The following is an 18545-nucleotide window of genomic DNA, read 5'->3' on the forward strand; positions in this document are numbered from 1 at the left end:
GTGAGTCCGGAAGGAGCAGACGGACCCGGCGAGCTCTAGGTGTTATCGCCGCCGATCTCCGTTTTCACGCCGAGTACCGCGACGGCCGCTGCCAGGCTGAACATCGCGACCGTGCCGACAGCGCCAACAATCTTGAACACGAACATCTTGTGCTCCGAATCCTTCGCCGCTTCGCGATCAATCGCTTCCGTGAGCAGGGCGAGGATGGCCAACCGATCGTCTGATGTCAGTCCTTCGCGATCGAGTTCGCGATTGAGGGTCTTCCGGTAATCGGCAAAGGCCTTGTGGACCTTCTTCTGGCTCTTCCAATTGGCCTTGAGCCCGCTGGTTGCTTGGCTCTGCACCTCCGTCAGGGACTCCATCACGAGCGATTTGAAGTCGGGAAACTGCTCGACGACCTTGAGGGCGACTTCTTTGCTCATGTTTGGAAGCTCCGAGACGAACATCATGAACTTGTCCTTCGACAGGTTCCTCCAGGAGTCGATCCCCATCTTCTTCTTGAGCGCGTCTTCGTTATCGATGTTCATATTCGTCCTCTTTCTGGATGTACAGGGCAGCCGTTCGCTGGACACCGGGAGTCGGTCCTGTCGACCGTTGCTTCGCCGTGCAATCGTCCTCGTAAGGCGAGGCACATGATCAGGCCGCCCGAGTACCGATGTCGCGAAGCACGGCGGCCGACGCGCGGACGCCGTCCATCGCGCCCTGGATAGTGGCTGGGTCGCCGCCCGATACCGCGGTCGTCAGCGTGTCGAGGTTGGTCTGCAGTCCGACGAGGGCGGGCGCCCACTCGGCGGCGATCGACGCCGGCGCGTCCAGCGATTCCAGCTGACCGAGGTTGAAGCTGATCTCAGCCGTGTTCGAGATCAACCGCCAGGTGCCACCTTCGGCCAGCGTGGTGACCATGTCGTCGAGGTCCTTGTCGATGTCGGCGGTGTGCTTGCTCGCGCCCGCCTGGAACGCGGCGACATCGACCACGGCGGGCGCAGCGGGTTCGGCAATGGGCTCGACCGTCGCGGTCGGAACTGGTGTCGGCGTTGCCGAAGGCGTCTGGGTTGCGGTCTGAGCGATGGCAACCGGCTCGGTTCGTCCGCCGTTGATCGCATTCGAGACACCACCGACGAGTAGGAGTGAACCGACGACAGCGCCGGCGATGATCCAACCCTTCGCTTTGCCGCTCATGCCCGATGTGGTGCCTGGCTGTGTGGCGTACGGCGACGGAACCGGCACTGCGGCGAACGCGGGCGGCGCGGACTTCTGCAGCTGGAGCGGCTGGCTGACGAGCGGAGCGGTCGCCGCCTCCTGCGGAGGCATGACTGTAGCGGGCGCAGTGTGGGTGGTCCATGCGGCACCGTCCCAGTAGCGCTGCTGCGTCGGGTCCGCGTAGTCGGGGTACCAGCCGGCGGGCGTGGCAGAGGGCGGGGTGGTCGAGCTCATGGGGACGGTCCTTGCATCGGGTCAACGCGACCCGCAGCAGCATCGGATCATCGACAGCAGGTGACGGACCCGCGAACCGGGCCAAGCACAGTCTGGCGGGGGAGGGGCGGGGGTCATCAGTCCCAGAATGGGTCACGCGCCCGAGTTGTGGGAGGGTGGCGGAAGGTGGATCGACGAGCCCGGCATCTCCCGGCCAGCATCGACCACTCCGACTTGACCCGATGGAGAGTGACCTTCGCATGGCTGAACCGTCACCCGCAGCCGATCCCGGGGGAGACTCACCCGCGCCGCTGAAGTTCACACGAACGACGGCGGGACAGTTGCTGATCGCGTGCTCGATCATCGCGGCGATCGGCGCGATCGTCGTCGTCAGCGTTGTCGTCGGCGGATCGCGTCCAGCAGCCGTCCAGTCGGACAGGCAATCGTCGGTGCAGTCGCCGCCAGCTGACGCTCCTTCGCTGCAGACTGCGGATGATCCGATAGAACAAGCACGCGAGGTGGTTGGCGGCTCGTACTCCTACGAACGAGTGCAGCAGGCGACTGCCGCGGCACTGGTCGCGACCGGTACGCCGGTCACGACCGACAACTTCTCCAGAGCCTGGAGTTCTGTCCTCGCTGTCACCGACAAGCTCGGTATCGAGCCGATGGAGGTCATGTTGTGCGTGCCAGAGCTCGCTTCCTCCGAATCGGGCCTCACCTTTCCAGAGGTCGCTGCGCTCTGTGCCAGTGAGATCTATCTCGGCAAGCGGTGACGGTGCGGCCGACCCGCTGGCGTTGGCGTCCTCGCGAGCTGACCCTGCGTCGAACCGTCCTGAGGAGTGCGCTCAGCGGCGAAGTAGCTGGTCTCACGGACAACGCGTGTGGCTTATGTCACCAGTGCATTGACGTCACTTCCTGCCGCACGTAGCGTCGGAGGGATGAGGGGGAGATCTTGTTGAGGAAGCCTTGGTACACCTTCTCGGCGGCCGTGACAGGTGCGCTCGCGCTCGTATGGCTCGTCCAGGCGGCTCTCTGGCCGGAGATCCCGCTGCCGATGGTGAGCGCTGCCTACGCGGTGATCGTCATGTCGTCGGGCCTGGGGTCCAAGGTGCTCCGGGAACGTCTCCTCGCGAAGGGTCGGCTCGACGAGTCGGCTGGTCTTGAGCGTGACCTATCGGTCACCGCCCGGGCCGGGAGCTTCAATAATCTCCTGCTCGTCTGCCTCGGGCTCGGCGGAATCTTCCTGCTCAGCGGCAACACCATCGCCGGGCTCGGCTGCGTCGGCCTGGTCATCATCGCAATGATCAGCGTCGAGACGCGGGCGGCGCTGCTCAGACGGAGACGGCCCGCGACCCGCTGAGACTCGGATCAGCGGCGGTCGACCGCGCCCGACAAAGCCTGGGCCCCGTCGTGTTGTCGAGCCGGCCTGGGGGACGCTCTCACCTCTCACCTTGGCGTTGTCACTCGAGATGTCTGGCCCAGAATCCATCATCGGCCCAACTCGCGGGTACCCCCATCCCTGTGAGGTTCATCAGCGGCCTGGTGACGAGGAGGTTGTGCAAACGACGCGACCATCCGCTGTGAGGCGAGATGGTGTTCAGAACGGACTGCAGCGAGATGAGCACGGGATAGAGACGCTTCTCGGACCGACGAGGAAGAGCGCCGGGAGCCTCCAGCCAGGACACTGTCTGTGATGTTGGAATTGCCGGGTACACGCCCAGACCGACGTTCCAGAGGCGTCCATGGTGCGCACAGATGTTCCGTACGCGGACGTAGCTTCGCAGCCACGATGTCAACACTCGTTCATTGAGTCCAATGCTCGCAGCGATGGCGCTTCTGTCCGAGCGACGCTTCAAGTTGCCGACAAGACTGTCCAGCTGGCCGATTGTCAGTGCTTCAAGCATCAGCCAGGATGGCGGAAGTTCCGGTTCGTCGTACGTGGTCAGATAGTGCTCCAGAGCGGACCGGTGGACCAACGCGTCTTCGCCCGCATCGGGCGCGCCTCGTAGCCGTTCGTCGCATGACTTTCGAACGATCTGCAGCAGCCCGGCGTGCATTCGGACGTCGCGGAAGTGCTCGGCATTCATGTACCAATGGGCATCTCCGTATGCCGTCGACATGTGGTCGGTGACCGCAGCCCGCACGGCGACTTCGACACGCTCCAACGCATCCATCACGAGCAAGCGAAGAGCCCGGTCGAACACATAGAGGTCGAGCACGTCGTCGAACGAGGTTCCGTCGCGGAACAGATGGTCTGTCCCTGGACTCCGGAATGGAATCGTGTATGGAGATAGCCGGAAATAGCCGATGTGTCTGAGGTACCGACGAGTTCGGTCTCGGTCAGCGATCGTCAGACCGCGCTCTTCGAGTCGACTCACGAGCGCGTCAAGGCTGAGCGCCTCCTTCTCATAGCGAAGGGTGCCGCGGGGTCGAGGTGGTCGAGGCAACCATGGTCCTCCCGAGTGAACAAAAAAATCCCCCAAGTGCGCTTCAACGAGAGGCGTGGGGGATGTGGTGAGTGAAGCCTAGCATTCAGGCGCTGATGGTGGGACGGCGGCGTTGAGGCTGTGCAGAGCGTCGACTGCGGGACCCGCGACCACCTCGACCTTGAACCCCGCCTCGTTCTCGAGCCAGCCCGCGTAGTGCTGCTCGCCACCGGCGTGCGGATAGCGATCCTGGTACAGCGGCCGCCAATCGTGCTCGGGGCCCGCCGCCATGATCGCGTCGACAGCCTCCCGCGTGCCTCCGCGGAACGCGAGATGGTTCACGCCCGGTCGTCGCCGATCGTGCGACTCCGCGCTGAGGTTCGGCGACTCCGTGAGCGTGACGTAGGTGTCGCCGGCCTCCCAAGACTCGCCGCCCGGCCATTCGCTCTCCTGGGAGAACCCGACACCAGACAGCAGCCAGGCCCAGCTCGCACGCTCCGCTTCCACGTCCGCGAGCCACACCTCGACGTGATGCAGCCCGGGACCGGCCGGCGCCGACGGACGCTCCCGCTGCAGCGCATCAGCTCCGTCCTGCAGTCGCTCCAGCGTCCCCGCCACCGCGACCCGCGCGAGCGCGTGCGGACGCGCGAGCACGTCGATGTTGCGGGCGATCCGCACGTCCTCGAGCGGCACGAGCACCAACCGCGGGTCGGCCCGCGGCGCCGTGTACCGGGGGAACAACGCCAGCAGCTCCCCGCCCACGATGAGCGACGCGGCCAGGTGGTAGTCGTTCACCCGATGCGCGCGATGGAACCGCTCCCCCGCCGTCGCCTCGACCACCCCGAGCGCGACATCCGGCGCGAAGCCCGCGTGTGCTGCGATCCACGACTCGTCCGCGAGCTCGGCCGCCGACACCGACGATCGCCCAGCGAGTGGGTGGTCCACCGACATCGCCACATCGAACGGCTCGCTCAACAGCGTCATCACCGACAGCTGCTCCGACGGCCAGGGCTCGTCGTGGTCCATCCGGTGCGCGATGACGAGGTCGTACTGATCGACGAGCTCGGCGAACTCCGGCTGCGCGACATCGTGCTCGCCGAACACCAGCGACGGGCCACCCTCAGCGTCCTCCAGCAACCCCGGCAGCAACGCCTGCCCGGCACTCTGGAACGCCGCCACCCGCACCCGCGCACTCGTGTCGCCGCCGTACTCGCGCACCGTCTCGGCTGCACGGTCGATCAGCGTGTGCACCGTCCCCGCCATCTCGGCCAATGCCATACCCGCCTCGGTCAGCCGGATCTCGCGACCCACCCGATACGTCAGCGCGACGCCGAGCTCGCGGTGCAACGCGGCCAGCTGCTGCGAGATCGCCGGCGCCGTCACATGCAGGTGCCGCGCAACCGCCGCGATCGTGCCGCGTTCGGCCAGTTCGCGCATGATCCGCATCTGAGAGAGATTCATCAGCTCAAGCTAACTGGTCACGTGGAAACCCTCAATATTCATGACGGATCGATCTGACTACGTTGGTCACCAGGACAGCGCAAGGACGCCCGTCCGCGACAGTCGGTACCACCGGCCGCCGCCGCTCCCGCAGGAAGGAACGCCGTTGCTCGCCCTCTGGAAACGACCCGACACCGCCGGTTTCGAACTCGTCGAGCGCGCGATGCCGGCCATGGGTTCCGACGACGTCCTCATCCGCGTCCACCGCACCGGCATCTGTGGCACCGACCTCCACATCGAGTCGTGGGACCCGTGGGCGGCCGGCGCTGTCGACGCCCCGCTCGTCCCCGGCCACGAGTTCTCCGGCGAGGTCGTCGAGGTCGGCAGCCGCGTCGAGGGGATCCCCGTCGGAGCAGCGGTCTCCGGCGAGGGGCACCTCGTCTGCGGCACGTGCCGCAACTGCCGTTCCGGCCGCCGCCACCTCTGCCGCCACACGCGCGGCCTCGGCGTCAACCTCGACGGTGCCTTCGCCGAGTACGTCGTCCTGCCGGCCACCAACGTCTGGGTCCACGGCGACCAGGTCACCCCCGACCTCGGCGCCCTGTTCGACCCCCTCGGCAACGCCGTCCACACCGCGCTCAGCTTCCCGATCCTCGGCGAAGACGTCCTCATCACCGGCTGCGGACCCATCGGCCTCATGGCCATCGCCGTCTGCCGAGTGGCCGGTGCGCGCAACATCGTCGCGACCGATGTCGTCGCCGACCGCCTCGAGAAGGCCCTCGCCGTCGGGGCGGACCGCGTGGTCGACGTCTCGAAGGAGCGGGTCGCCGACGCCCAGGCCGAGCTCGGCATGCTCGAGGGTTTCGACATCGGCCTCGAGATGTCCGGACAGGCCGCCGCGGCGAGTGAGCTCATCGAGAACCTCAACACCGGCGGCAAGGTCGCGCTGCTCGGTCTCCCGTCGACCAACATCGAGATCGACTGGACCAAGGTCATCACCCGCATGATCACCATCAAGGGCATCTACGGCCGCGAGATGTTCGACACCTGGCACCACGCGAGCGCCATGGTCGATCACAGCCCCGAGCTCCGCAACGCCCTCGAATCGCTCGTGGCCGCCCGCTTCCCGCTCGCCTCCTGGCAGGACGCGTTCGACACCGCGCGCGGGGGAGCGGCGGGCAAGGTGCTCATCGACTGGACCGACACCCGCGACGTCGTCATCACCGGCGTCATCGACGAACAGGCACCGGTCGCCGCCCACGCCGCCCACGCCGCGACCGCCGCCTGAGCGACCGCCACACTCAGCTCAACCGCCCACTCGACCCCGAGGAGACGACATGTACGGCACCATCAAGACGCAGCTGCGCGACCAGCTCGACCGCATCGAGGCGGACGACCTCACCAAGCGCGAGTTCGCGATCACGTCCCGCCAGGGCAGTCACGTGACGATCAACGGCCGCGAGGTGCGGAACTTCTGCGCCAACAACTACCTCGGCCTCGCCAACGAGCCGTCGATCGTCGATGCGGCGAAGCTGGCGCTTGACGAGTGGGGCTACGGGCTCGCGAGTGTCCGCTTCATCTGCGGCACGCAGCAGATCCACCGCGACCTCGAGCAGGAGCTGAGCGCCTTCCTCGGCACGGAGGACACCATCCTGTTCTCCTCCTGCTTCGACGCGAACGGGGCGGTCTTCGGTGCGCTGTTCGGTGAGCACGACGCGATCATCTCCGATGCGCTCAACCATGCGTCGATCATCGACGGCATCCGTCTGAGCAAGGCCCGCCGCCTGCGCTATCGCAACCGCAACATGGCCGACCTCGAGCAGCAGCTCATGAACGCGGCCGACGCACGTCGCACCGTGATCGTCACCGACGGCGTGTTCTCGATGGACGGCTTCTACGCACCCTTGGACGAGATCTGCGACCTCGCCGACCGCTACGGCGCGCTGGTCCTCGTCGACGACTCGCACGCCGTCGGCTTCGTCGGCCCGGGTGGTCGCGGGACGCCCGAGCTGTTCGGCGTGCAGGACCGCGTCGACATCCTCACCGGCACCCTCGGCAAGGCGCTCGGCGGTGCGTCGGGCGGGTATGTGAGCGCGAAGCAGGAGATCGTCGATGTGCTGCGGCAGTCGGGCCGGCCGTACCTGTTCTCGAACAGCCTGGCGCCGTCGCTCGTCGCCGGGGCGCGTCGGGCAGTCGAGCTTGCGGCGGAGGGTGACGAGCTGCGCGAGGGACTGTTCCGCAAGGCGGACCTGTTCCGTGCCCGCATGACCCAGGAGGGCTTCCGTCTGCTGGAAGGCTCGCACCCGATCATCCCGGTGATGTTCGACGACGAGCAGCAGGCGGTCCAGGTCGCGGCGCGGATGCTCGAGCAAGGCATCTACGTGATCCCGTTCAGCTTCCCGGTGGTGCCCCGCGGCGAGGCCCGCATCCGCGTGCAGATCAGTGCCGCCCACAGTGAGCAGGACATCGAGGACTGCGTCGCGGCGTTCGTGGCGGCGCGGGGGTAGGTGCGGCGGCTACTCAGTGAGGTGATCGGCGTCGCTGAGGCCGGCCGTCGATCGAAGTCGCATGCTCAGCACGTGCCGCACCGACCCGTTTGCTCCGAGGTCGTCGTCCACCCGTCGCATGCCGATCTTCTCCGCCACGCGCGACGACGCCCGGTTGTCGGGGTGGACGATCGCGACGAGCTCTGACGAGTCCGTGTGCTCCCGGGCGAAGTCCCGACTGGCGGAGGCGGCCTCGGTCGCGAACCCTCGACCCTGCCAGGCGGGGCTCACGTGGTACCCGACCTCGAGCTTCAGCTCGCCGTTGACCCGTTGCCACGTCAAGCCACAGTCACCGACGAAGTCGCCGTCGTGGGTCTAGAGGATCCACAGGCCGAGGCCGTACTGAGCGTAGTTGTCCTCGTTCCAGGCGATCCACGCCGCGGCCTGCTCGCGGGTCTTCGGTGACGGGTAGAACTGCATGACCGCAGGGTCGCCGAGGAGCTTCGCCATCTCGTCGAGGTCCGCCGGCGTCATGCGCCGGAACCGCAGGTGCTCCGTGTCGTGGGGGAGCGCCATCAGCCGCGCCGCATGCTGCGCGCAGCGAACCCGTCGAGCGCTGCCAGAACGGGAGGCGCAGTCCAGAGACGGTTCCGCTGTCGCGACGAGCCGACCGTGAGGATGCCACGGTCGACGAGGGTGTCGAGGGTGTTGAAGACCGTGCGATCTGAGGCGTCGAGATGTTCGCGCACGAGTCGACTGTTCATCACCGGATGCTCCAGTGCCAGCGCAGTGATGAGGTGCGCGGCCGAATCGGCGCGGATGTCGCGCAAGGCCTGCTGCCATGCGGCTCGGATGGTCTCGATCTCCTCCACCAATGTCCGTCCGTTGGCGATCGCGAGGAACGCACCGTCGGCGAAGACGTGGACGATCGGCTCGACGTCGCCCTGCCGATAGCTGGTGAGTGCAGCGAAGTAGTCGTCGCGCTGTTGCAGGATGCCGGCTGAGATGGGCACAGTGACCCCGCTGGTCAGTCCGACTCGCCGGAGGGCGGCCTGCACCAGCGCTCGACCGGTGCGCCCGTTGCCGTCAGGGAACGGGTGGATGGTCTCGAATTGCGCGTGAGCGACGGCGATCGCAGCGAGCGGGAGGGGTGCCGGTCGGAGGGAGTAGGCGATGAAGTCGTCCATCGCCGCTGCGACACGGTCATGGTGCGGCGGAACGAAGTCTGCTTCATGCGGACCGAAGTTGCCGCCCCCGATCCAGACCTGCTCGTCGCGATATCGGCCGGTGATCTCCGGTGCCGATGTGCCGAGGAGCTGCTCCTGCATGGCGATGATCGTCGTGTTGGAGAGCTCGTCCGATGCCGCGAGTGCTGCCTCGAGAGCTCGGACATTGGCGACGATGAGTGGTGCGTTCCCGGTATCACGCTCGTCCAACTCGGCCTCGGCGATCGCCTTCGCGCTGCTCGTCAGGTTCTCGATCTGCGAGCTCGACGCCGATTCGCTCCGCAGCAGGATCGACGAGAAGGGCGCGGTGACGTGACCGACCTCGCTGTCGAAACGGATGATCCGCTCCTGCGCTTCGCCCAGCAGCTCCACGAGACCATCCGACAAGCGGATGTCGAGGTCCGCGATCGGCGTCGGGACCGCGGCGTCGTATGGCTGTGCGAGGAGCAGCCGCTCGCGCTTCGGCAACGCGTCGGGAGCGATACGCGACCGCCAGGGCCGCTGTTCATACGTGACAGCGGTCGTCATCGTCCCCTCCTGTTCCCGGCCGAAGTTGCAGTTATGACAGCCGTTAGTGAAGTTTAGGCGCTTATCCTTCACTAAGGAACCTTCGGGGTGCGGTTTGGACGCCGATGTCAGCGGTTTGACTCTCCCGTAGGGGGAGGCGTGATGCTTGGAACATGTTGCACATCGGAGAGTTCGCAGGCATGACCGGGTTGAGCGTGAAGGCGCTCCGCCACTACGACGAGAAGGGCGTCCTGGTTCCGGCCGACGTCGATCCCGACTCCGGCTACCGCCGCTACGGCGAGGAGCAGGTGCGCTCGGGCGTGATCGTGAAGGCCCTCCGCGATGCCGGCGTGCCCCTCGCCGCGGTGGGCGTCTCCGTCGCCGGCGCCGACCCGTCGACCGCGATCGACGTGCACCACCGCCTGGTCCTGGAGCAGCGGGAGCAGGAGGACCACGCGTTCGCGCAGGCCCGCTCGGTCGTCGCGTCGCTCGCGGCACCGGTCGAGATCGTCGAACGCGCGCTCCCGCCCCAGCCCTACGTCGGCCGGGTGCTCACCGTGCCGCGCGGCGACGAGGACGCCGTGACGGACGAGGACGCGAACGAGCAGTTCTCGCAGCTCTACGTCGCCCTGCAGGAGGCCGGGGTCGGCCCGACGGGCACGTTCTGGACCGCGCTCCGTCCGGGCGAGCAGGGGGCGGTCGAGATCGTCTGCTGCTGGCCGACCTCGTCGCAGCTCGAACCGACGTGGGGTGGTGACGAGACCACGGTCGACGTGCTGCCCGAGCGGACCGAGCTCGCCGCGGTCTGGCGATCCGAACCGGGCGTCGAGCTCCCCGAGGGATCGACCCACCCCGCGGTGGTCGCCCTGTTCGACGCGATCGCGGAGCGCGGCATCACGATGCCGACCACGGAGCTGCGGCAGCGGGTGCTCGGCCAGACCGCCGACGAGTACACGGTCGAGGTGTCGATCACCCTGCCGTGAGGTCGCTATTTGAAGGAGGGCCCAGCTGAGCCGCGCTTCTTCCGAGGCTTCTTCTCGGCCGGGGGAACATCCATCGGAATGCGAGCGAGCGCAACTCTGATCTGCGCGCTGGTGATTGACCTGAGCGCGTTTGCCAGAAGGACTTTTGTGAAGAAGAAAAGTGACTCATGGAGCGGTCCAGGCTTCGGTGTAGCGATGGCGAGAACGAAGATCGCGTCGTCCCGTTTCAGCTCCGCACTCGCGTCGCCCGTTGTCTCTTTCCAAGCTGTCTGCAGCACCGTCTGGTGCGCCTTGCTGCCCCAGGTTGCCGCACTATTCACTGCTTGCGCGACGAGGTGAGACAGAGCTGCGGACTTCGATGCGGCCTTCACGCAGAGTAGTTCGCCCGACGGTGTGACCAGGTCGCTCACCTCGAGCTTCTCGTGGGGTCCAAGGTAGGCGAGCTCTTTGTCCAGCAGTGCGTAGCCGCGGTTTGCCGCGAGATCCCTGTTGTACAGTCCCTCGGCAGTCTCCTTCGTGCCTTGGAGCCGACTTCGGAGCGCTGCCACGTCCCAGGTGGGAAGATCGAGGTCTTCAGACAGGTCGGGGATTCGTGCCACTTGTTCGTTGACAAGGGCGACAAAGTCATGGCGCACCAGGAACCATTGGCCAGCGGTCAGCAGGAAGCTCTCGTCTTCAAAGTCTTGTTCAGCAAGAACATACGACTTCAATGGCCTCACCTTGTCCGTGTGCCCACCATCTTCGCTGAGCGCTTCCACCCGCACATCGTTGAGGGGATCCTTGTCTGGGGGTAGGTCTAGAAGGGCACCGAAGACCGAGGCCGAGTCTAGATCGCCGAGTACGTATCTGCCCTGGTAGCCGAGTGTGATCTCGTAGTGGTCGAAGAGATCTTCGTTGCGATCGAAGGGATCTGGCGCTGCAAATGTCAGTGAATCATCTCGATCACGGAACCTTGATTGCACCAGTTCGTCAAGTTTCTCGATTCGAGGATCCGTCGAGGGGAGGGGCGCAAGCTGGTCGAGGAACGGAAACTTAGCTCGGAAGTCCTCTTTCGCATATGCGGCCAGCACCTCGTCTAGTTTCGCTGCGATGTTGCGCAGTGAGAAGTCTGCGATGGTCAAACGCAAGGAGTCAGAGCCTGCGAGGTTTGTAGCGACAGAAACCTGCTCGGGCTTCCCAGAGAGTTGACGAAGCCAGTCCTCGTCAACCTGGATATCTAGATCAGCGAAGTTGCCGTCCGCGGGCAGCAGCGTGCGCTGATCCCGGGTGTTGCTCGCAACGCCGCGCGTTTGGGCTCCTCGAATTCGCGAGGACGCGATCAAGTTTGCTACTACGCGCAAACCGAATCCCGGCTCAATCGCTTTCGGGTCGACTGCATGGAACCCTGTCCCGAACGTCAGGGCGAAAACCCTCTCCTTCCGCTCCATGAGTAGTACGGCGCCGTAGCTCGTTGAGTCGGAAACATGCTCACGGACCCTTGCGATGACTTCGACGTTGCTGATCCACGAGGGCTCTTTGGGCTCGCCTTCGACGAGGAACGACAGCGCCTTCACACCGTCGACCGCGTTCATGGTTAGTTCTCGTGGCGCAGACGAAAGTCGGAGAGCCGAAGCGTCTAGCATGCTACCGTCCCGCAACAAGTACATAGTCAGTCTCATATTTCCCCCGAATTAAATGCGAATGAGCAAGTCCCGTCTCGGTACCTGCAACCCCTAGCTTGTCGTCCCGCCTTCGAGGGGCATCAGTCCCCTTGCGGGGTACAAGTGCCCGCGTCAAAGGCTCGAGCTGGGCAGGTGATGAGTGCGAAATGAGTCTTGACGCCCGGTCTCTTGTCGTAGTCGTCTTGTCGATCTTGCGTCGCGTCCAGGACGCCGCGACTCGCGTACCTTTTCTCGCGATGCATAAGCGCTCCAAGCAGTGCCTTGCGGCTTCTCTTCGACGGCGGGCCAAAGGTGCTTGTGAGGGGGCGTGTCAGGCCGGGTCGTTAGGCTGGAGTCGTGGCCAACAGCAAAGATTTCGACACCCGGTACGAGCTCCGTGAGTTCCCGTTCGCGAACGGGGCCGACGGCGAACCGACCCCGGAGAGCCTGGCGGCGCTCGACGCCATCGGATTCGGCTTCCACGAGTCCACCCCCAAGCCGGAGGCGCGCAAGCGCAAGGTGAACGAGTTGATCGCCGATGAAGCGGTGCTACTCGGCGCCTACGTCCGCAACCCGCAGCCGGGTTCGGTCGACGAGACCTGGCCCGCGGGCACCTTCTCCTGGTTCCCGAAGGCGCTCAGCTGGGGCGACGGCACCAGCATCAACACGCAGGCGATCTCCGACGTCACGGTCCGCCCGACCGAACGTCGCCGCGGGATCCTGCGCCGCATGATGACGCAGGCTCTCGAGCGCGGCGTCGCCGACGGCTATGCGATCGCGGCCCTCACCGCCAGCGAGGGCACGATCTACCGTCGGTTCGGATTCGGCTCCGCGATCCGTGAGCGCAACGTCGTCGTGAAGCGCGCGAAGGCACTGCCGTTCCTCGCGCCGACGAGCGGCATCGTGTCCGTCGTCACGCCCGAGTACCTGGTCGACGGCGTCGCACGTCAGGTGTTCGACCGCTTCGACGAGCGTTCGATCGGGTCCATGGTCCGCAACACCGGATCCTGGCCGCTGGTCCTCGGCACGCTGGGTCGCGACGGTGAACCGGCGAAGGACACCCGTGCCGCCGTGCACCGTCCCGCCGACGGCGAGGAGGTCGACGGCTACGTCACGTGGCGCATGGTCGAGCAGCCCGGCGGTCAGACCGGTATCGAGATCATCGACCTCGTCTACGCAACGGACGCGGCTTACCTGTCGCTGTGGGAGTTCCTGCTCTCCATCGACCTCAACGACGTCGTGAAGTACAACCGCGCCCGCCTCGACGACCCGATCGTCTCGGCCCTCGGCGACAATCGCGCCTACGACATCGAGCACGAAGAGGACCACGTGTGGCTGCGCGTCCTCGACCTCCCGGCCGTCCTCGCGTCGCGTCCGTTCGCGGTCGACGGCTCGTTGACGATCGCCGTGACCGACGCGCTCGGCTACGCGGCGGGCACGTTCCGCCTCGAGGTGACCGGTGGTCACGGCACGGCTACGAAGCTGAGCGACGAGACCGACGCTGCCGGCGCCGACCTCGCGCTCGACGTCGCCGACCTCGGTTCGCTCCTGCTCGGCGCGGTCTCCCCGGTGTCGCTCGCCGCAGCCGGTGTGCTGCAGGCGGCCGACCCTGCTGCGCCGCTCCTGCTTCGATCGATGCTCCAGACGCCGCGCGCGCCGCACGGGATCACCTTCTTCTAGGCGGTCCCGAGCAGCGACCCGCGGATGCCGCGCCGTCGCGGATCAGTCGCGTTGCTCGATGAGGGTGAGTTGCGTGCCGTCCGGGTCGATGAGGAATCCGGCCCGGAGTCCCCAATCCTGCATCCGGACCAGGTGCAGGCGAGGCGCGCCGACGGTCGCCTCGGGGACTCCTGAACGTTGGATGGCGTCGTAGAGTTCGTCGACGTCGGCCACACGCAGGCAGCACATGAAGTTACTCGATGCCGGGTCGAGGTCGGGTGCGGGGAAGAACTCGAGCTGTAGACCACCGCGGACGAGGATCAACCAGCCCTCGTCTCGGAACGTGCGCTCGAACCCGAACGCCGAGTAGAACGTCTCCGTCGCGTCGAAGCTGCGAGACGGCAGGTTCGGTGTCGCGCGATCGTGTCGTGTCGAGGTCATGGAGTCGATGATCGCAGCGCGACCGTCGTCGGGGAAGGTCAGGCCGACGTGATCGGTGTCGCGAGTCGTTCGCGGAGGAAGGCGACCACGCGCTTGCGGGCCTCGAACGCCGGGTGGCCGTCGCGTTCGCGGACCTCGCCGGTGAGGACCGAGTGGGCGGTCTTCGAAAAGCCGGCGGCGTTGCCGGGGGAGGAGTCGAGTTCGATGACTTCGAACGCGTCGCCGAGCTTGGCCGCGATGGTCGCGAAGCGCTCCCGCGGGACGGCCCGATCCTCGCTGAAGCGGAGACCGAGTGCGCAGACCGAGCCCTGAGCCGCACGGGCCGCGACGGTGTCGAACTCGGCGGCGGACATCCCGGGGTCGATGCGGCGGGCCCGGCTGACGGGGAACGGCGTGGACGGCTGGCTCATGACGGACGCGAGGACGTGCTCGTCGACGGCAGCCGCGAGCGCGAATCCGCCGGTGAAGCACATGCCGATGACGCCGACGCCAGGACCCGGCGTGCGGGCCGCGAGGTCGGCGGCCAGTGCCCGGACGTGGTCGGCGATCGGCCGGTGGGCACCGGTCGCGAACGCCTTGAACTCGGCGGAGACGCAGACCTTGCTCACGCTCGCGAGCGTGTAGCCGAGGGTCCCCTCGTGCCCAGGCGTCCCGAACGGGGAGGGGATCGCGACCGTGAAGCCCTCCGCGACGAGGTGCTCCGCCAGCCCGAGGACCTCGGGCGTGAGTCCGGGCAGCTCGGGGATGAGGACGACGCCCGGCCCGGACCCCTTCTCGAAGCGGTCGTGCGTGACGCCGCCGCCGGTGAACGGGGTCCGCACCCAGCCGGTGAGGTCTGCGCGCGGAGCGGTGTCGGTGGTCGCATCGTCGGTCATGGGGTGAGCGTAGTCCTGGTCGCTGCGTTCGATCTGCTGGATCGTGGCACGTCCCGCCTGGGAAGCCACCCGCCGTTCATCTCTCGGTCACCGCCGCTCCTCCGCCCGGCAACCCCACGCCGATGGGATGGGTGCAGATCCCCGTCCCTTCGTGCCCTGGAGACCCATGCCCCGCCTCACCCGTGTGTTGACGATGACCGCCGCGTGCGCCATCGGTGCAACCGCCCTCATCGCGACGCCCGTCGCCGCCGTCGCCGCCCCAGCGCCGGGGCTCCAGATCAACGAGATCGAGTCCTCCGGGGGCGTCCCCGGCGACTGGATCGAGTTCACCAACACCGCGTCGACCGCGGTCACGCTCGACGGCTGGGTCGTGAAGGACAACAAGGACGACAGCAACTACGCGTTCCCGGCCGGCACCGTCGTCGAGCCCGGTGCGTTCCTCGTCGTCGACGAGGACCAGCTCGGGTTCGGCCTCGGCAAGGAGGACTCGGTCCGCCTGTTCGACCCGACCGCGGCGCTCGCCGACGAGTACTCGTGGACCGCCCACGCGCCGGTCACCTACGGCGTCACCGCCGACCGCGCCGGCTGGGCCGAGACCACCGAGTCGACGAAGGGCGCCGCGAACGTCTTCACCGCACCCGAGGTCCCCGAGACCGACGGTGAGATCCGCATCAACGAGATCGACTCCCAGCCATCCGACTGGGTCGAGTTCTTCAACCCCGGCACGACGGCGCTCGACATCTCGCGCTACGAGATCCGCGACAACTCCGACGACCACCGCTGGCAGTTCCTGCCCGGCACGTCGATCGCTCCCGGCGAGTTCCTCGTGGTCGACGAAGCGACGATCGGGCTCGTCGGCGGCACCGAGACGCAGGGCGCGTTCCGCGACCCGATCGGCATCGGCAGCGCCGACGAGATCCGCCTGTTAGACGCGACCGGCACGCTCATCGACCGCTCGGGAACGTGGAGTGGCCACGCGGCCATCGATGGTGACTTCATCGCCGCGACGCTCGCCCGCTGCCCCGACGGTGAAGGCGACTTCACGCTTGCACGCATCACCAAGGGGGCCGCGAACGACTGTGTCCTCCCGAACGTCGCGATCAACGAGGTCGAGTCGAACAACGACGCGACCGACTGGGTCGAGATCGTCAACCTCGAGGCGACCGCGCTGGACATCTCCGGCTGGACGCTCATGGACAGCGACCCGGTGGGCCACGCCGCCGACACGACCCCGCTGCCCGCGGGCACGATCCTCCAGCCCGGCGCCTACTTCGTCTTCGACCAGAACGTGAACTTCGCGTTCGGGCTCGGCAACGGCGACACCACCACGGTGCGGAACGCCGCCGGCGCGACGGTCGCCGAGTACACCTACGCGGCCCACGCGGATGGCGTCTTCGCGCGCTGCCCCGACGGCACGGGCGAGTTCGTCGACACCGCCGTCTCCACCAAGGGACTGCGCAACGCCTGCGGCAACCCGGTGCGCATCAACGAGGTCGAGTCCGACGGCGGTTCGCCTGACGACTGGATCGAGCTCGTCAACCCGACGACCGCCGCGCTCGACGTCTCCGGCATCGTCGTGAAGGACGACGACGACACTCACGCCTACGCCATCCCCACCGGCACGAGCATCGCGGCCGGCGGCTACCTCGTCATCGAGCGCGCAGCCCTCGGCTTCGGTCTCGGCGGCGGCGACACGGTCCGTCTCTTCGAGGGTGACGCACTGCTCGACTCGACCACCTGGGGCGAGGGCCACCCGGCGAACACCTGGGGACGCTGCCCCGATGCGACCGGCGCCTTCGCAGCGACGGCCGAGGCCACCAAGGGTGCGGCCAACGTCTGCGCCGGTGAGATCCCGGTCGGCCCGTGGCCCGGTTCGCCCGACGTGACGGTGCTCGACACCACGCCGATGTTCCTCGAGGACAGCTCCGGCCTCGACACCCAGGTCACCGCTGACGGCGCGTTCCTCTGGGCCGTCGACAACGGCACCGGCTCGTTCTGGAAGCTCGCGATCGCCGCAGACGGTTCGGTCTCGTTCGTCGACGGTTGGGAGAAGGGCAAGCGCGCCCGCTTCCAGAAGGACGCGTCGAACCCGTCTGCTGCGGGTCCTGATACCGAGGGCATCACGGTCGACGGCGCTGGTTCCGTCTATGTCGGTGTCGAGCGCGACAACAGCGTGAAGGGCACCACGCTCAACGCCGTGCTCAAGGTCGACCCGAACGCGCCCGGCCCCGACGTCGTCGCCTCTGAGGAGTGGGACCTCACGGCCCTGCTGCCGACGGTCGGTGCGAACCTCGGTGTCGAGGCCGTCGAGTGGGTGGCCGACGGCGACCTCACCGGCAAGCTCTTCGACGACAACACGAAGGCGACGTACGACCCGGCGAACTACGCGGGCCACGGCGACGGACTGTTCTTCGTCGGCGTCGAGGACACCGGCGACGTGTACGCGTTCGCACTGAACGCCGACGGCTCGGCCACGCTGATCTCGACGATCGACCCGGGCCTCCCGGCGGTCATGGCGCTCGACTACGACACGACGCTCGGCGTGCTGTGGGCCGTGTGCGACGACGGCTGCGCGGGTACCGGTGCTCAGATCACGTTGAACGGGACCGAACAGCCGGGGATTGCTCAGGTCGAGCGTCCGGCCGGCCTGCCCAACCTCAACAACGAAGGCTTCGCGACCGCGCCGGCCTCGCTGTCGGTCGACGGCAAGCGTCCGGTGTACTGGTTCGCCGACGGCTACGCTTCCGAGGCCCTGCGTCTCGGCTCGCTGCCCGGCACGACCACGCCGCCCGTGACGCCCCCGACCGGCGGAGTCACGCCGCTTCCCGGGACGAGCCTGACCGATGCCAACCGCGGTGCGATCACGCTGGCGGACACCGTGCGGCGGGGCGAGACCGTGACGGTCGGCCTCGAGGACCGCTTCGCCGCGACGGCCGTCGAGGTGTGGCTGTACTCGACGCCGGCGCGGATCGCCGCCGGCACGACGAACGCCGCCGGTGACCTGCTGGCGACGATCCCGGCCGACGCGACGCTGGGCGACCACCGGGTCGCGGTTTACGCGGCGGACGGCTCGCTCATCGGCTGGACCGAGGTGCGGATCGTCGCGGCCGACGGGACAAGCGTCGACGGCGCGGCGTCGGGCGGCTCGCTCGCGACGACGGGTACCGAGCTGCCGTTCGGCACGATCGGCGCGGGGGTCCTGCTAGTCCTCCTCGGTGGTGTCCTCGTCGCGATGCGTGCGCGTCGCCGCGCGGCCTGACCGACTGAAGGTCCGACGGCCCCGGGAGCACACCGCTCCCGGGGCCGTCCGCGTCACCGGTCGCTCCGGCCCGGTGTGTGGTGGTGGGTGCCAGCGCGGTGCTGTGACGTGAGCGCGGGTCTCCGGAGGGGGGCGCTCGCGCGGGTGGGGTGCGCCCGGGCCGGGAGGCGCACGCTCGCGCCGAGTGCGG

The 18545-nt window shown here is 67.3% G+C and carries 15 protein-coding genes and 2 pseudogenes; 7 read left to right on the plus strand and 10 right to left on the minus strand.

The genetic code is table 11. The features are described 5' to 3' along the window. Positions 1–35 precede the first annotated feature (35 nt). Positions 36–527: a hypothetical protein gene (locus tag IFT89_RS04905; protein WP_202938400.1), complete on the minus strand. Its 492-nt coding sequence runs from the start codon at positions 525–527 to the stop codon at positions 36–38. Positions 528–636: 109 nt separating this feature from the next. Next, positions 637–1434, minus strand: coding sequence for a DUF2510 domain-containing protein (locus tag IFT89_RS04910; RefSeq protein WP_202938401.1), 798 nt, complete (start codon positions 1432–1434; stop codon positions 637–639). A gap of 239 nt (positions 1435–1673) precedes the next feature. Here IFT89_RS04910 and IFT89_RS04915 point away from each other — a divergent pair, with 239 nt between their 5' ends. Together IFT89_RS04915 and IFT89_RS04920 are read left to right on the plus strand one after the other, a co-directional pair. Beyond that, complete coding sequence (locus IFT89_RS04915; RefSeq protein ID WP_202938402.1) at positions 1674–2186, plus strand: hypothetical protein; 513 nt, start codon at positions 1674–1676, stop codon at positions 2184–2186. A gap of 179 nt (positions 2187–2365) precedes the next feature. Then, the gene (locus IFT89_RS04920; RefSeq protein WP_202938403.1) at positions 2366–2773 is read left to right on the plus strand and encodes a hypothetical protein; all 408 of its coding nucleotides are present in this window, start codon (positions 2366–2368) and stop codon (positions 2771–2773) included. A 100-nt stretch (positions 2774–2873) separates the two neighbouring features. Here IFT89_RS04920 and IFT89_RS04925 read toward each other — a convergent pair whose 3' ends face one another. From IFT89_RS04925 to IFT89_RS20145, 3 genes and pseudogenes are all read right to left on the minus strand, one after another. Further along, entirely contained in the window at positions 2874–3791 is a 918-nt protein-coding gene (locus tag IFT89_RS04925) for an Abi family protein (protein WP_307783435.1), read from the minus strand. A gap of 147 nt (positions 3792–3938) precedes the next feature. Continuing rightward, on the minus strand, positions 3939–4415 hold the full coding sequence (locus IFT89_RS20140; RefSeq protein WP_244650601.1) for a VOC family protein: 477 nt from the start codon (positions 4413–4415) through the stop codon (positions 3939–3941). Positions 4416–4439: 24 nt separating this feature from the next. Further along, positions 4440–5300 (minus strand): annotated as a pseudogene (locus tag IFT89_RS20145) (LysR family transcriptional regulator); the annotation flags it as partial. A 145-nt stretch (positions 5301–5445) separates the two neighbouring features. Here IFT89_RS20145 and tdh point away from each other — a divergent pair. Both tdh and IFT89_RS04940 read left to right on the plus strand, forming a co-directional pair. Beyond that, positions 5446–6567, plus strand: a complete 1122-nt coding sequence (gene tdh, locus IFT89_RS04935; RefSeq protein WP_202938416.1) for an L-threonine 3-dehydrogenase — start codon at positions 5446–5448, stop codon at positions 6565–6567. Positions 6568–6616: 49 nt separating this feature from the next. Then, complete coding sequence (locus IFT89_RS04940) at positions 6617–7786, plus strand: glycine C-acetyltransferase (protein WP_202938406.1); 1170 nt, start codon at positions 6617–6619, stop codon at positions 7784–7786. Positions 7787–7795: 9 nt separating this feature from the next. Here the strand turns inward: IFT89_RS04940 and IFT89_RS04945 are convergent. Both IFT89_RS04945 and IFT89_RS04950 read right to left on the minus strand, forming a co-directional pair. Continuing rightward, a pseudogene (locus IFT89_RS04945) lies at positions 7796–8341 on the minus strand (GNAT family N-acetyltransferase). Further along, a complete protein-coding gene (locus tag IFT89_RS04950) occupies positions 8341–9519 on the minus strand; it encodes a Fic family protein (RefSeq protein WP_202938407.1) in 1179 nt (392 codons plus the stop codon). Before IFT89_RS04950 ends, IFT89_RS04945 begins: the two are co-directional and overlap by 1 nt. A 152-nt stretch (positions 9520–9671) precedes the next feature. Between IFT89_RS04950 and IFT89_RS04955 the strand changes: the two genes are divergently transcribed. Then, complete coding sequence (locus IFT89_RS04955) at positions 9672–10481, plus strand: MerR family DNA-binding transcriptional regulator (RefSeq protein WP_202938408.1); 810 nt, start codon at positions 9672–9674, stop codon at positions 10479–10481. A 5-nt stretch (positions 10482–10486) separates the two neighbouring features. Here IFT89_RS04955 and IFT89_RS04960 read toward each other — a convergent pair whose 3' ends face one another. Then, the gene (locus IFT89_RS04960; RefSeq protein WP_213014173.1) at positions 10487–12139 is read right to left on the minus strand and encodes a DUF6119 family protein; all 1653 of its coding nucleotides are present in this window, start codon (positions 12137–12139) and stop codon (positions 10487–10489) included. Positions 12140–12478: 339 nt separating this feature from the next. On the opposite strand from IFT89_RS04960, the gene IFT89_RS04965 reads away from it, so the two are divergent. Further along, the gene (locus IFT89_RS04965; protein ID WP_202938410.1) at positions 12479–13801 is read left to right on the plus strand and encodes a GNAT family N-acetyltransferase; all 1323 of its coding nucleotides are present in this window, start codon (positions 12479–12481) and stop codon (positions 13799–13801) included. Between the two features lie 42 nt (positions 13802–13843). Here the strand turns inward: IFT89_RS04965 and IFT89_RS04970 are convergent, their stop codons facing one another. Together IFT89_RS04970 and IFT89_RS04975 are read right to left on the minus strand one after the other, a co-directional pair. Beyond that, positions 13844–14221: a bleomycin resistance protein gene (locus IFT89_RS04970; RefSeq protein WP_202938411.1), complete on the minus strand. Its 378-nt coding sequence runs from the start codon at positions 14219–14221 to the stop codon at positions 13844–13846. Between the two features lie 38 nt (positions 14222–14259). Then, entirely contained in the window at positions 14260–15096 is an 837-nt protein-coding gene (locus tag IFT89_RS04975; protein ID WP_202938412.1) for a dienelactone hydrolase family protein, read from the minus strand. Between the two features lie 166 nt (positions 15097–15262). Between IFT89_RS04975 and IFT89_RS04980 the strand changes: the two genes are divergently transcribed. After that, a complete protein-coding gene (locus tag IFT89_RS04980; protein WP_202938413.1) occupies positions 15263–18355 on the plus strand; it encodes a lamin tail domain-containing protein in 3093 nt (1030 codons plus the stop codon). Positions 18356–18545: the final 190 nt, after the last annotated feature.

It is taken from the genome of Plantibacter sp. CFBP 13570 (assembly GCF_014841395.1).
In the GTDB taxonomy this organism is placed as follows: domain Bacteria; phylum Actinomycetota; class Actinomycetes; order Actinomycetales; family Microbacteriaceae; genus Plantibacter; species Plantibacter auratus.

Bases quoted from the DNA above. Each gene is read 5' to 3' on its own strand.
- IFT89_RS04905 (WP_202938400.1), bottom strand. From the start codon at position 527: ATGAACATCGATAACGAAGACGCGCTCAAGAAGAAGATGGGGATCGAC.
- IFT89_RS04910 (WP_202938401.1), bottom strand. From the start codon at position 1,434: ATGAGCTCGACCACCCCGCCCTCTGCCACGCCCGCCGGCTGGTACCCC.
- IFT89_RS04915 (WP_202938402.1), top strand. From the start codon at position 1,674: ATGGCTGAACCGTCACCCGCAGCCGATCCCGGGGGAGACTCACCCGCG.
- IFT89_RS04940 (WP_202938406.1), top strand. From the start codon at position 6,617: ATGTACGGCACCATCAAGACGCAGCTGCGCGACCAGCTCGACCGCATC.
- IFT89_RS04950 (WP_202938407.1), bottom strand. From the start codon at position 9,519: ATGACGACCGCTGTCACGTATGAACAGCGGCCCTGGCGGTCGCGTATC.
- IFT89_RS04955 (WP_202938408.1), top strand. From the start codon at position 9,672: ATGTTGCACATCGGAGAGTTCGCAGGCATGACCGGGTTGAGCGTGAAG.
- IFT89_RS04960 (WP_213014173.1), bottom strand. From the start codon at position 12,139: ATGAGACTGACTATGTACTTGTTGCGGGACGGTAGCATGCTAGACGCT.
- IFT89_RS04970 (WP_202938411.1), bottom strand. From the start codon at position 14,221: ATGACCTCGACACGACACGATCGCGCGACACCGAACCTGCCGTCTCGC.
- IFT89_RS04975 (WP_202938412.1), bottom strand. From the start codon at position 15,096: ATGACCGACGATGCGACCACCGACACCGCTCCGCGCGCAGACCTCACC.
- IFT89_RS04980 (WP_202938413.1), top strand. From the start codon at position 15,263: ATGCCCCGCCTCACCCGTGTGTTGACGATGACCGCCGCGTGCGCCATC.